The organism is Citrobacter sp. CF971 (assembly GCF_006385635.1).
Lineage (GTDB): Bacteria > Pseudomonadota > Gammaproteobacteria > Enterobacterales > Enterobacteriaceae > Citrobacter > Citrobacter freundii.
Genome location: NZ_CP041047.1, coordinates 67,920 through 79,957, shown reverse-complemented (window position 1 = coordinate 79,957; position 12,038 = coordinate 67,920). Strand labels below are relative to the sequence as shown.

Sequence of the window (12,038 nt, the reverse complement as noted above, 5' to 3'; positions counted from 1 at the left end):
AACAGGCTTACCTGTAGCAATAGGGTACACCCTGACGCCATAATAAAAACGTGACGGTACACGATGAATGACATAACCTATATGCGATAGAATAAATGCAATAACCTAAAAGCGATAATGCGGTGAAAAAATGTTCATCAGAGCTTATTTGAGAGCGTCGACGGAAGATCAGTTTGCCGATCGAGCAAAAGATATGCTGGAGCAGTTCGTTCAGGAACGAGGGTATAAAATAGCCAGTTACTACCGGGAGAATATCAGCGGAACAAAACTCGACCGCCCGGAGCTGGGACGCCTGCTAATGGACAGTCACCACAATGATATTTTACTTGTCGAGCAGATAGACCGTCTGACCCGTCTGAGCAACAGCGACTGGATGACGCTGAAAAAGCAGATTGAGCAACATGAACTGCGGATCGTCAGTCTTGACGTCCCAACTTCATGGCAGGCTCTGTCAGATAAAGATCCTTCACAGGCTGACCCGATAACCCGCGCAGTTATCACGGCGATCAACAATATGTTGATCGATCTGATGGCCGCAATGTCGCATAAGGACTGGCTGAGTCGTCGCCAGCGACAGCAACAGGGAATTGAGCGTGCTCATTCCCTGGGTAAATACCGGGGCAAGCAGGCAGACAGTGAACGACACCAGAAGGTGTTGTACTACCGACAGGTTAAGAAACTCAGTATACGGGAGACAGCAGAAGCAACCGGCTACAGTTCTTCTCAGGTTTGTCGGATACAGGCGCTTAATAAAATCACCGGTACTGATTGAATCAGCTTTAAGCTGGATCAATTCCCGCCTATACAACGTACTATCAAACTTATCATCTGAAATGCTATGCTCATCGTTATGTCAAGAATGACATAACGAATCAGAGAGGAATGCATGTCATCAGTTTCAAAAAGGAATGGAAAAGGTTTTTTCTCAGGCGCGGTAATTGGGGCTTTAGGAGGGCTGATTGGGCTCGGTGGGGCTGAGTTTCGCCTTCCCGTCCTGATCGGTAGTTTCAAAATACCCACCCTGGAAGCCGTCATCTTTAACAAAGCAATGAGCCTCGCTGTTGTCGCTATCGCTCTAATTTTCCGCACAAAATCGATAGCCACCGATCAGTTGGTAGAGCATCTTGATATTGTCATGAATTTACTGGCAGGAAGTCTTATTGGGGCATGGTGGGCCGCAGGCCGCGCCATTAAGATGTCCAGAATCTGGCTGGACAGAATCATTCTGCTCCTCCTTGTTTTACTGTCGTTCGTCATGTTCTCAGAAGCATGGCTACCACTGCACAGTATTTCCGGCGGGTTATTTCAACCCGGTATTGCCACAATTATTGCAGGTGTGATTTCAGGGTTCTTTATCGGGATAGTCGCAGCATTGCTCGGTGTGGCAGGCGGTGAGCTTCTGATCCCCACAATCGTTATCCTGTTCGGGGTTGATATCAAACTGGCCGGAAGCCTGTCATTGATGATTAGCCTGCCCACAATGATTGTTGGTTTTTCCCGTTATACAAATGCAGATGCTTTCCAGATTCTGAAAAAAGAAAGGCCGCTGTTTGTATGGATGGTCATCGGATCTGTGATTGGTGCGGCAATTGGCGGACTTCTGGTCGGCCTGTTCCCGGTTAAAGTACTTATGACTTTACTTGGGGTGATCCTTCTTATCTCCGCCATCAAAACGTTCAAACACACCCGGCAAAAATAATTTCGAGAAAGGTATCAGGATGAATAAAAAAGCGCTTATATCTGATTTTATTTTGGTCAGACCCCGAATTTACATTAATGACAACATCTCGCTGGGGCCGGGTAAAATCGATCTATTGCGCGCTATAGATGGGTTTCATTCCCTGTCAGCCGCCGCAAAAGATTTGGGTATACCCTATAAAAGGGCGTGGCTCCTGATTGATACGTTAAACAAAGGGATAGGTAAGCCCGTGGTCATCACGTCAACAGGCGGCAGCAAAGGTGGAGGCTCGGTTTTGACACCACTTGGCCAGAAGTTACTTAGCTGGTACGACAAAACAGAGGCCAACCTTAACGAGCAATCACAGCAGGACTTGCAGGATCTCGAGAAAATTATCTTCGGTGAGAGTTAACCCATTCGGCTCGGTCTTTGATCGGGCCATAACCGTACAAAAAATCATCTTAACGAATGGAAGGGACTTTCCCTGATTATGCGCCTGATTAACTCTTGTGCAATCATGGGGTACACATCGTCCCGGAGTAATTCGTTATGACTATCACGACTGTCGGTATCGATCTTGCTAAAAATGTGTTTGCTGTTCACGGTGTTGATCAGAATGGCAGAACTGTTCTGGTTAAACCTAAAGTTTCGCGTGCTGCTCTTCCTGAGTCCATTGCAGGTTTGCCTCCCTGTGTTATCGGGATGGAAGCATGCTCTGGGGCTCACTACTTGGCAAGGTTATTTCGGCAGTATGGTCATGAGCCACGTCTGATGGCCGCTAAATTTGTGTCTACTTACCGCATGGCCGGCAAATCAGGGAAGAATGATGCAGCTGATGCTCAGGCTATCTGTGAAGCGGTTCGTCGCCCACATATGCGATTTGTACCCGTGAAGGACGAAAGCCAGCAGGCGATGCAATGCAATGCTTACACCGCACCCGTCAGGGTTTCATAGAAGAGAAAACAGCAACGTATAATCGTCTGCGAGGATTGATATCTGAATTCGGTGTCATCGCGCCACAAAATACTGATGCCCTGCGCCACATAGTTTCTGTGCAGAAGAGCTCTTTACCGCTTCAGGTTCAGCAATGTGTTGATGATTTGCTGGAACACATTGAAGCTAACATCACTGAATATGACCGAATTTTGTCCCGCATGGCCAAAACAGATCATCGCAGTCAGCGGCTGATGGAGCTAAAGGGCGTTGGCCCCACAACTGCCTGTGCGCTGGTCGCCAGTATCGGTAATGCACATGATTTTAAAAATGGACGTCAACTGGCCGCCTGGCTGGGACTGACGCAATCACAATACAGCAGCGGCGGAAAGCCGAAGCTCGGCAGGATCACAAAAGCCGGTTATTCGTATCTGCGAACGCTCTTGGTACAGGGGGATCTTTCAGTGCTTATTGGCGCTGAGAAAAGGAATGACTCATTCAGCCGTTGGGTTTGTATGTTGGTTGAGCGCAGAAGGTACTGGCAGGCTGTTGTGGCCAACGTCTATTGACCATTCCCTGTGTGGGAACGCTCACGGTCAGTACTATTTCCACTGAGCTTGGCGATGGGAAACACTACGCCAGTAGTCGTGACTTCGCAGCGGCAACGGGGCTGCTTCCACGTGAGTACAGCACCGGTGGTCGAACAACTCTGTTGGGGATCAGCAAACGAGGCAACAAAAAGATCCGAATATTACTGGTCCAGTGCCCCAGAGTGTTCATACAAAAAACAAAAACTAGAACACCAGAAAGGCAAACTGGGCCAGGGAATTAATGTGCAGAAAAAGCAACTTTGTTGTGACCTGCGCACTCGCAAACAAGCTGGCCAGGATAGCCTGGGTGCTTACGACGCGACAACAGACGTTCGCGTCGTAAGTCTCTAACAATAAATTTTTAAACAATCACCTATCTGGTTTGCGAATGCTGATCATTGATGATACAAACGGCCGACCGGCCTGTTGAAGAACCTGTATATCGGAATGGCTCATCTGAAGCCGTATGATTTTTCTGAGGTTCATCAGGCGCAGAACTCATCGTGGCGCGATTCTGACGCTGGATAGATTTAAGCAAGCCAATGATATCGTCGAAAATCAGTGTTGCAAAAACGGGAGTGACCATAGATTCGATATCCAAACTGCCCCCAGCACAGCATTTGTAAGCAAGAATTTGCCGATACTCATGAGTTAAGTCTTTCCGTCGTGAAGTCTAGGTTACGGAGAATTCGTCAGCGGTTGCGCGAGGTGTTGATACGTAATTGCCAAGTGCACTTTGACTACAGTGGTCGGGCTTGTTACCACGCACCTCGGCGTGAGGATTACTGAAATCAATCTCGAAGAAAATTTCTGCATCCTTTTGCGAGTTCATTCGTCTTCAAGATAGTGGCTTCATCAGGAAGCTACGCGACTCACGAAGGAGATAGAGTAATGACACACGATGAATTCGAAGCGGCGATGGTCTTTCACGGCCATAAGTGTCCAGCAATGCCTTTAGGCTACCGTGCTGCGCAAGCAGCGATGAGAGCGCTCGGTGTGGAACGGGCAGAAGACAAGGAGCTGCATGTCATAGCAGAAACAGGGAAAGGCCATGCTGCGGGATGCTTTCTGGATGGCGTAATGTCGGCTACGGGATGCACCTACGGCAAGTCGAACATCGAGAAGCGCTATTACAACAAGATGGCTTTCACTCTGATAGACGTGAAGACCGGGCGCTCAGTACGTGTACGGCTAAAGGACGAGTTTTTCGGCAACATGCTCAACTCGCCTTTTGTTGCCCAACGCAAACAAGGCATAGCGCCACAGGATATTCCCGCCGAAGTCACTGACCCCCTGGTTAACAAGGTCATATCGATGCCGGAAGAAATGTTTCTCGATATCGGGCTAAAGAAGCCGTTTGAACTTCCACGCGGTAAAAGCTGCTTTGACACGGAACTATGCGCCAAATGTGGGGAACGTGTCTTTGTCGATAAACTGATCGACACGGAAGCGGGACGGCTTTGCATTCCTTGCCAGGAAAAACTGGCTGGACATACTGTATCCTCATTTTGCTAAGGAATTGAAATGCTTGCCATCGCTGCCGTTGCAACGTTTTTTCTAACCGCTATCATGGCCATGGCCGGAGTCGGAGCCGCTTTTATTCTGGTTCCGATCTTCTTGGCACTAGGGGTCGAAATTCATGCAGCGATGGCCACCGCCTTGCTTCTGAATGCCATATCGACGAGCGTGTCGACAACGACATTCATTCGCAAGCGTTTGGTCGAATGGCGGTTGGCACTCCCCATTTTGATTGTGGCCGTGGTTTTGTCGCCAATCGGGGTTCATGTCAGCCAAAGGTTAGACCGCCATTTTCTACTGTGGCTGTTCTCCGGTTTTCTTATTTTTGCCAGCCTCATGATGTTGTTGTACGCGCCAAAATCTTCTGGAATTCAGCGTAGTGCGCGAAGCCAGATGTTGAGTAGTTTGTCCCTTGGCGGTGTTGCGGGTTTTGTCGGTGGCCTGTTAGGGGTTGGAGGTGGCAGCATCATCGTCCCGGCACTCGTGGGGGCCGGGCTGGAACCCAAACGGGCGTCAGCAACCGCTTCTTTCGTGGTCGTGTTTGCTTCTCTGACCGGTTTCTTTGCCCACGCAACGCTTTCGGGAATGGATTATTCGCTGGTCGGTGCCACCGGTATCGCATCGGCGGGAGGGGCTGCATTTGGCGCGTGGTTAATGAGCGAAAAACTCAAAGGGCAACAGCTTAAATACATCATTGGATTCGTCCTGTTAGGGACCGCCGTCAAGATCATCTGGGGGCTTTTGTAAAATAAACGGAATCAAAATCATGTAAGCACACGATGGCCATATTCATGGCAACTCAACCGGAGCGAAGCTGTATTGGCCGCTCGTTGTTACGCTCGGATTTTCTGCCGTAGAGGTCTTCGCCGATTGGCAATCCAGCTCGTTGGGTTCTGTCGCATTAGCGTAGACAAGTCAGTAATTATTGCGCTGTCTATATTTTAGGCAACCAACAGGTAAAATTGTTCCGCCGGTGATAAAGGCTCTTCAGCGGGATGCTGATATTGCCCTTTACGTATCATATGCACTAACTCAATGCCCTCCATTATCGTCTGCGCTCGCCGAAATGATTTGAACCCCAGTATCTGTCGTATTCGGCGTTTGATATTCCGATGGTCCTGCTCAATCAGGTTGTTCAGGTATTTACTCTGCCTGATGGTGATGGTTTCTTCTTCAGGTTTACTGGCGTTGAGTGTGGCCAGCGCCGCCATGTTGGCACCGCTTTTATCGATGGTTACAACCTCAGTAGATTAGTCCCTATATTTCCAGACACTTTTTATCGCTTAACCCATTACTGGTTCGCCGCCGTAGATATTCCCGTGGCTAACGATACCCCAGTGCACTATGCGGATGCCATTCGTTGTAATGTTCGAAGGCCTCTGCAAAGTTCTTTACCGCTGTTAACCCGTCCGGCTTCGGTATGATGCTGATGTAATCCCGCTTCATCGTTTTCACGAAGCTCTCTGCCATCCCGTTGCTTTCCGGGCTACGTACCGCCGTATGTTTAGGCTCCAGTCCTACCTTCCCTGTATGCGCCGGCTTCAAGGGCGGTATTGCCGGTTTACGCTCAAGCAAACAGCGCATTCTTACGCATGATTCAGTATACGCGTTTGGCATTGATCACCGCCATGTCGTCCGTTTCTGATTGTCTGCGCAGCAGTGCCCACACCCGACGATAACCATACGTAGGCAGATCGCCGATAACGGTATGGATACGATCCAGAGCTTCAATATCATCAGGCTTGCGCTTGCGTCGACGCTCCTGCCAGTTCTTCGACCGACGAGCCATAGCATGCAGTTGCGCACGTGAGACCCGTAGCCAACAGCTGACAAGGCTTATTCGCCATCCTCCGGCAGCAAGGGCACGTGCGCTATCCACTTTTTTGTCGGCCATATTCAACGGCTTCTTTCAGCAGCTCGTTTTCCATGGTTTTCTTGCCCAGCAGGCGCTGTAGCTCTTTAATTTGCTTCATCGCAGATGCCTGTTCCGACGCGGGTATAACCTGTTCACCCACAGCAACGGCGGTGAGACTACCTTCCTGGTACTGCTTACGCCACAGGAACAGCTGACTGGCAGCAACACTATGCTGACGGGCAACCAGCAACACGGTCATACCGGGTTCAAAGCTCTGCTGAACAATGGCGATTTTTTCCTGAAGGCTGCGCCGTCTGCGCTTCTCCGGACCTAAAACATCAATCATCCGGACTCCAACGACTAGTCTAAAAACTAGTATTAAGACTATCACTAATTTAAGTGATACCAACTGTCTGGAGATTCATGGAGCCAGTCTACTCAGGCTCACCGTGGTGGCGAATGGCCTTGCGAAAGAAGCGTAAGGCAGCCGCAGCGTCGCGTCTGGCGGTCAACAGGAAGTCGACGGTCTGCCCCGCGGTATCAACCTCCCGGTACAGATATTTCCACTGGCCTTTGATTTTAATGTAAGTTTCGTCCATCCGCCACCGCCGACCTACATTACGCTTATACTGGCGGAACGACGGTGCCAGGCGCATAACCCAGCGATGAAGAGTGAATGGTCAACGATAACGACGTGCTCCGTCATCATATCTTCGAGATTGCGCAGGCTGAGGGCGTAAGTCAGATACCAGCGAACACATTGAGCAATAACATCAATGGGATAGTGCAGGCGCTTAAAAGCTTTTCGTATCAGAAGCATGGGCAGGTAACATTATAAAAAAAACAGTATGTTACCCGGCGACGTCTTAATGCGTCAGAACCAGATGAGGTGCCATGTGTATGGCACCTCATCTCTTATTTACTCATTGACTCCGTAACCGCCTGCCAGGTTATAAAGCCACCACTCAGATTATATGTCCGGAAGCCGTGAGCCTGCAGAATACGGTATGCCACATGCCCGCGCAGACCACTCTGACAACCGATAAAAATCTCTTTATCTACAGGCAATTTTTCAAGATTCTCCCGCAGAGAATCCAGAGGGATGGATAGCGCATCAGGATATTCGCCAAATTGTTTCAGTTCTTCAGGAGAACGAATATCAACTAAACAATACCTGTCCGGTTCCCGTTGCAAAACATCGCTGACATGACATATGGCCGTATCTCCCCTGATGACATTTGCCGCCACCATACCGGCCTGGTTAACAACGTCCCTTGCACTGTTAAAAGGCGGGGCATAAGTCAGCTCAAGATGCTCGAGATCGTTGACGGTAAGTCCCGCGCGCTGCGCGACAGACAGAACATCGATGCGTTTATCAACCCCTTTTTTCCCTGACGCCTGGGCCCCCAGAATTTTACCGGTATCGGGGCTGAACAGCAGTTTCAGACTGATCATCGTAGCCCCAGGGTAGTAACCGGCATGATCAGCAGCATGGACGTAAACCTTCTCGTATCGGGTACCATGGGCTTTCAGTTGCTTTTCATTCGCACCGACGCTGCCAATACTAAGCGAAAATACCTTACAAATGGATGTCCCCTGACTGCCATGGTAAAGGCTGTGGTGATCAAGCATGTTATCAGCAGCAATGCGTCCCTGGCGGTTGGCGGGCCCAGCCAGAGGAATATTAGCGGGTTCCTGAAAGACAAGGTCAGGTGTTTCAACTGCATCCCCCACGGCGTAGATGTCAGGAATACTGGTCTGCATACAGGCATTGACGCTTATACCTCCCCGTTTACCCACTTCGAGCCCGGCTACTGTGGCAAGGCTGTTCTCAGGTTTTACCCCGATGGCGAGAATAACCATGTCGGTCTGCACAAAGCCACCGTCAGACAGTGCAACGCGGAATCCCGTTTCTGTCCGCAGCACCTCGGTGAGTGCCGTTCTGAGACGCAGATCCACGCCATGATTCCGGATTTCCTGATGCAGGGCTGATGCCATTTCAGGATCAACCGGAGCCATAACCTGTTCCCCCATCTCCAGCAGGGTAACACGGATCCCCCGTTCGCTCAGAGCCTCCATCACTTCAAGTCCGATGAATCCCCCCCCGACAAGCGTGGTGTGAGCGACGTTATGTTGCTCAATCCACGCCAGGATAGCATCCATGTCAGTAAGATTTCGGAGCGTAAAGACGCCCTCTTGCTGTAGCCCGGGCAAAGGAGGGACAACCGGCGCGGCTCCGGTACTGAGGAGTAGACGATCCCATACTTCGGTATGGATCTCACCTGAGGTCAAATTTTTAACTGTCACTGTTTTATTAACCGGATCCACTGACGTCACTTCATGGCAGGTACGGACGTCTATGTTAAAGCGGGATTTAAAATCCTCCGGAGTCTTAAGAATAAGTGACTGCCGTAACGGAATTTTTCCGCCTATATGATAAGGCAATCCACAGTTGGCGAAAGAGACATCGCTTCCCCGTTCAAACACAACAATACTGACATCTTCTGACAACCGGCGAGCTCTGGCTGCAGCGGACGCACCGCCGGCAACACCACCAACAATCACTATTTTCATTACATCCTCTCTGTTCACTCGGGGCAAAATGTCTGCCAGATATAATTAGTTACCCGGGCCAGCTGGACGCTGCAGACCTGGCGAACACGGTGGCAAAATTATGGCACCATCAGTATACTAAATAACATTATATAAAAATACATAATGTGAGAAACCAGCAATGCCCATGAATGAAGACACAAAACGTCAGACCGATATGAAAAATGCAGCCCTGGGGGCAGCAGATGTCTTACGGGGACTGGCTAACAGCGACCGGTTGCTGTTGATGTGCCAGTTAAGCCAGGGGGAAGCGAATGTGGCCGAGCTGGAAGCTGCAGTCGGTATCACTCAGCCGACCCTGTCTCAGCAACTGGGTGTAATGCGCCGCCTGAAGCTTGTCGAGACCCGACGGGCAGGTAAAATGGTATATTACCGTATTGAGGATAACCGTATCATGACGTTGTTAAATACCTTGTATGATCTCTACTGCCCGCAGGCAGGCACAGGTAAAGGAAGCCATAACAACGAATAATGTGATCCTGCTTTCCACGCAAACCGTTTTATCATTGCAGCATTAACCCTGTCAGGTTGTGAAGAGCCTGGCCGGTATCTGCGATATTATAACGGGAAAGCGACAGTGGTCCGGATATACCCATCGGTAATGCCTGTCCGGACTGTATTTATCGCTCACGCGTTCACTGTTTAACTTATTGATTTATCGGTTTTTATACTATTACGGTCAGAAAAAACAGCCACGGCAGCACGGATGGTACTGCACTGACAGCAATGGCCTGTGGCTGACAAACCGTTTTTTCTGCTGCCACCGGTTTACATTATTCAAGCAGGCTGCGCAACATCCAGGCAGTTTTCTCATGTAACTGGATACGTTGTGTAAGCAGATCTGCTGTGGCTTCATCATTCGCATTATTAACAACAGGGAACAGGGAGCGCGCAGTTTTAACCACAGTCTCCTGGCCCTGGACAAGATTCTCAATCATGTTTTTTGCTGCTGGAATATCCTGGTCTTCATTAACAGCGGTTAAACGTGAAAATTCATGATATGTGCCGGGCGCGAAGCATCCGAGCGAGCGTATACGTTCAGCGATATCATCAACAGCAGTGGCCAGCTCATTGTATTGATTTTCAAACATTAAATGTAAGCTGTTAAACATGGGGCCAGTTACATTCCAGTGATAGTAATGTGTTTTTATATACAGGGTATAGGTGTCAGCAAGAAGCCGGGACAGACCGTCTGCAATCTCCACCCGGGATGATTCAGGAATACCAATATCAATTATTTGTTTACTCATAACTACCTCTTACACTGTTTAAGTGGGATATACGATATGCCATTATTCTTTCCGGTCTGAGCAAAACACGCTTCATATTTTTATAATAACCAGTTACACCTGGCGTCTGCCACACTAGCCATGCGCCAGAGCAATATCCTGCGACGGGACAATGAATTTCGCCGTGGCACGAGCTACTTTCTGCTGTCCCTTTGCCAGCCATGCTTCGAGCTGGTAAACCCCCCTGCGTTGCCCAAGCAGTCTGGCACAGACCATCAGCTTGTCACCGGTACAAACGGGTGAAATGAATCTGACTGTCAGTTCAGCCGTCAGGGCCTGCACTCCCTGCATAAACAAGCAGTGAGTCATTGCGGCATCCAGCAAGGTACTCGTCATTCCGCCATGTAAAAGACCCGTATACCCCTGATGTCTGTGATCGGCCGTGTAGTCAGCACATACAGATCCATCCGGGTATTCTGAAAACATTAAGTTCACCGTATCAGGGTTGTTGTCGAGGGAACCACAAACCATACAACAGTTATGGGCATTTCTGGCATCAAGATAACAATTCATCTGTTTCTGTTCAGCGTCCGGTTGTACTGACGGGAGGCATCAGGAATTCAGTCAGCTGAGTGTCTTTCCCGGCATCATTCATTCCGGCTCCTGGTTTATACACAGTACGGGTCTGATAAAAATCACCGCCCGTGATGAAATAAACTCATGAATGGCAACAGCGCCCGTTTCCGTGATGATGCTGACGCCCACCCTGGCACGCATTTTCTGCTGTGTTCCCGTCAGAGTTACAGCATTTTTTCCCTTTCGCCTCATGATTAAAGGACTGGCGCCCCTGCTCCGGCTTATTCAGTTCAGTCAGAACACGGGTATCCGGATCACACAGTTCAGTGAACAAACGACGGCCACAGTCAGTCTGGTACACCGCGATCTGATGCCCCAATAATTTACCCAGCATCCGTTCCCCGATGTTACGGACCACAACGCGGCTGACCTGCTGTTGAACCAGAAGGTCAACCAGCTTCCGTTTACCTGAACAATCTGCGCCCAGCGCGGGATTTTCTGTCCGGCTGAGCTCCACACCGCGCTCATCCACTAGGACAAGGTGACTCGCTTTGGTAAAATGATTTGCTACCCGGTCGTCATTCACTGGAATGGCTGTGATCATCTTGTGTAACTCCTTCCCTTTCAGAGTGCATTATTAAGGCCTTGCCCTGAGTGAGACAGTCCACAACCTTAAAACGGGCTGCTTTCAGGACATTGGCCAGTGTCTGTCTTGAAACCCTCATTGCAACAGCCGCTTCCTGCTGTTGCATGCCCAGTAAATCGACCAGTCGTAACGCTTCAAACTCATCTTCTTTTAAATGAACATGTTCAAGCTGGCTCATCGGTCGCGCATTGGGCTTAAAACAGGTATCCGCAGGGCGGCCACAGATGTTACGGGGAATTCTGGGTCTTGGCATGAAGGCTCCTTATTGGCATATGCTATATATACACTCGTAAACTGGCATATGCAATATACTCTGCTCACCGGTGGAGAATTTTTTGCTTTGCCTCTTGAGTCTGGGAGTGTGCAGCATACCAAAGGGAACTATGGAATGACTCTGAAC

Annotated in this window: 11 protein-coding genes and 5 pseudogenes; 8 read left to right on the top strand and 8 right to left on the bottom strand. The window is 49.6% G+C overall.

Annotation, left to right across the window (positions count from 1 at the left end):
* Positions 1-130 precede the first annotated feature (130 nt).
* The 7 genes and pseudogenes from E6P06_RS00535 (at position 131) to E6P06_RS00505 (ending at position 5,466) form a co-directional block, all read left to right on the top strand.
* Positions 131-772, top strand: a complete 642-nt coding sequence (locus E6P06_RS00535) for a recombinase family protein (protein WP_009651826.1) — start codon at positions 131-133, stop codon at positions 770-772.
* 114 nt (positions 773-886) lie between these two features.
* Positions 887-1,699, top strand: a complete 813-nt coding sequence (locus E6P06_RS00530; protein ID WP_007372378.1) for a sulfite exporter TauE/SafE family protein — start codon at positions 887-889, stop codon at positions 1,697-1,699.
* Between the two features lie 19 nt (positions 1,700-1,718).
* On the top strand, positions 1,719-2,090 hold the full coding sequence (locus E6P06_RS00525; RefSeq protein ID WP_009651828.1) for a winged helix-turn-helix domain-containing protein: 372 nt from the start codon (positions 1,719-1,721) through the stop codon (positions 2,088-2,090).
* A gap of 137 nt (positions 2,091-2,227) precedes the next feature.
* Positions 2,228-3,168 (top strand): annotated as a pseudogene (locus E6P06_RS00520) (IS110 family transposase); the annotation flags it as partial.
* Positions 3,165-3,544 (top strand): annotated as a pseudogene (locus tag E6P06_RS00515) (transposase); the annotation flags it as partial. The pseudogenes E6P06_RS00520 and E6P06_RS00515, both read left to right, overlap by 4 nt.
* Before the next feature lie 548 nt (positions 3,545-4,092).
* Positions 4,093-4,716, top strand: a complete 624-nt coding sequence (locus E6P06_RS00510) for an FmdE family protein (RefSeq protein ID WP_007372374.1) — start codon at positions 4,093-4,095, stop codon at positions 4,714-4,716.
* Between the two features lie 9 nt (positions 4,717-4,725).
* Entirely contained in the window at positions 4,726-5,466 is a 741-nt protein-coding gene (locus tag E6P06_RS00505; RefSeq protein WP_032951290.1) for a sulfite exporter TauE/SafE family protein, read from the top strand.
* Positions 5,467-5,660: 194 nt separating this feature from the next.
* On the opposite strand, the pseudogene E6P06_RS00500 reads toward E6P06_RS00505, so the two are convergent.
* From E6P06_RS00500 to E6P06_RS00485, 4 genes and pseudogenes are all read right to left on the bottom strand, one after another.
* Positions 5,661-5,963, bottom strand: a pseudogene (locus E6P06_RS00500) (DDE-type integrase/transposase/recombinase); the annotation flags it as partial.
* Between the two features lie 13 nt (positions 5,964-5,976).
* A pseudogene (locus E6P06_RS00495) lies at positions 5,977-6,920 on the bottom strand (integrase core domain-containing protein).
* Positions 6,921-7,011: 91 nt separating this feature from the next.
* Positions 7,012-7,394 (bottom strand): annotated as a pseudogene (locus E6P06_RS00490) (IS6 family transposase); the annotation flags it as partial.
* A 95-nt stretch (positions 7,395-7,489) separates the two neighbouring features.
* Positions 7,490-9,148, bottom strand: a complete 1,659-nt coding sequence (locus tag E6P06_RS00485) for an FAD-dependent oxidoreductase (RefSeq protein WP_058799397.1) — start codon at positions 9,146-9,148, stop codon at positions 7,490-7,492.
* Between the two features lie 160 nt (positions 9,149-9,308).
* Between E6P06_RS00485 and E6P06_RS00480 the strand changes: the two genes are divergently transcribed.
* Positions 9,309-9,659, top strand: coding sequence for a helix-turn-helix transcriptional regulator (locus E6P06_RS00480; protein ID WP_058799396.1), 351 nt, complete (start codon positions 9,309-9,311; stop codon positions 9,657-9,659).
* 301 nt (positions 9,660-9,960) lie between these two features.
* On the opposite strand, the gene E6P06_RS00475 is transcribed toward E6P06_RS00480, so the two are convergent.
* The 4 genes from E6P06_RS00475 to E6P06_RS00460 form a co-directional block, all read right to left on the bottom strand.
* Positions 9,961-10,437, bottom strand: a complete 477-nt coding sequence (locus E6P06_RS00475) for a Dps family protein (RefSeq protein WP_077946589.1) — start codon at positions 10,435-10,437, stop codon at positions 9,961-9,963.
* A 114-nt stretch (positions 10,438-10,551) separates the two neighbouring features.
* The gene (locus E6P06_RS00470) at positions 10,552-10,902 is read right to left on the bottom strand and encodes a PaaI family thioesterase (RefSeq protein ID WP_223195104.1); all 351 of its coding nucleotides are present in this window, start codon (positions 10,900-10,902) and stop codon (positions 10,552-10,554) included.
* Between the two features lie 232 nt (positions 10,903-11,134).
* Positions 11,135-11,596, bottom strand: coding sequence for a NifB/NifX family molybdenum-iron cluster-binding protein (locus E6P06_RS00465; protein ID WP_009652880.1), 462 nt, complete (start codon positions 11,594-11,596; stop codon positions 11,135-11,137).
* Positions 11,571-11,891 carry a DUF134 domain-containing protein gene (locus E6P06_RS00460; RefSeq protein ID WP_032951283.1) on the bottom strand — a complete coding sequence of 107 codons (321 nt, stop codon included), beginning with the start codon at positions 11,889-11,891 and terminating at the stop codon, positions 11,571-11,573. The genes E6P06_RS00465 and E6P06_RS00460 overlap by 26 nt, the downstream gene beginning before the upstream one ends.
* Positions 11,892-12,038: the final 147 nt, after the last annotated feature.

Bases quoted from the DNA above. Each gene is read 5' to 3' on its own strand.
- E6P06_RS00465 (WP_009652880.1), bottom strand. From the start codon at position 11,596: ATGATCACAGCCATTCCAGTGAATGACGACCGGGTAGCAAATCATTTT.
- E6P06_RS00460 (WP_032951283.1), bottom strand. From the start codon at position 11,891: ATGCCAAGACCCAGAATTCCCCGTAACATCTGTGGCCGCCCTGCGGAT.
- E6P06_RS00525 (WP_009651828.1), top strand. From the start codon at position 1,719: ATGAATAAAAAAGCGCTTATATCTGATTTTATTTTGGTCAGACCCCGA.
- E6P06_RS00480 (WP_058799396.1), top strand. From the start codon at position 9,309: ATGCCCATGAATGAAGACACAAAACGTCAGACCGATATGAAAAATGCA.
- E6P06_RS00485 (WP_058799397.1), bottom strand. From the start codon at position 9,148: ATGAAAATAGTGATTGTTGGTGGTGTTGCCGGCGGTGCGTCCGCTGCA.
- E6P06_RS00475 (WP_077946589.1), bottom strand. From the start codon at position 10,437: ATGAGTAAACAAATAATTGATATTGGTATTCCTGAATCATCCCGGGTG.
- E6P06_RS00530 (WP_007372378.1), top strand. From the start codon at position 887: ATGTCATCAGTTTCAAAAAGGAATGGAAAAGGTTTTTTCTCAGGCGCG.
- E6P06_RS00470 (WP_223195104.1), bottom strand. From the start codon at position 10,902: ATGTTTTCAGAATACCCGGATGGATCTGTATGTGCTGACTACACGGCC.
- E6P06_RS00535 (WP_009651826.1), top strand. From the start codon at position 131: ATGTTCATCAGAGCTTATTTGAGAGCGTCGACGGAAGATCAGTTTGCC.
- E6P06_RS00510 (WP_007372374.1), top strand. From the start codon at position 4,093: ATGACACACGATGAATTCGAAGCGGCGATGGTCTTTCACGGCCATAAG.
- E6P06_RS00505 (WP_032951290.1), top strand. From the start codon at position 4,726: ATGCTTGCCATCGCTGCCGTTGCAACGTTTTTTCTAACCGCTATCATG.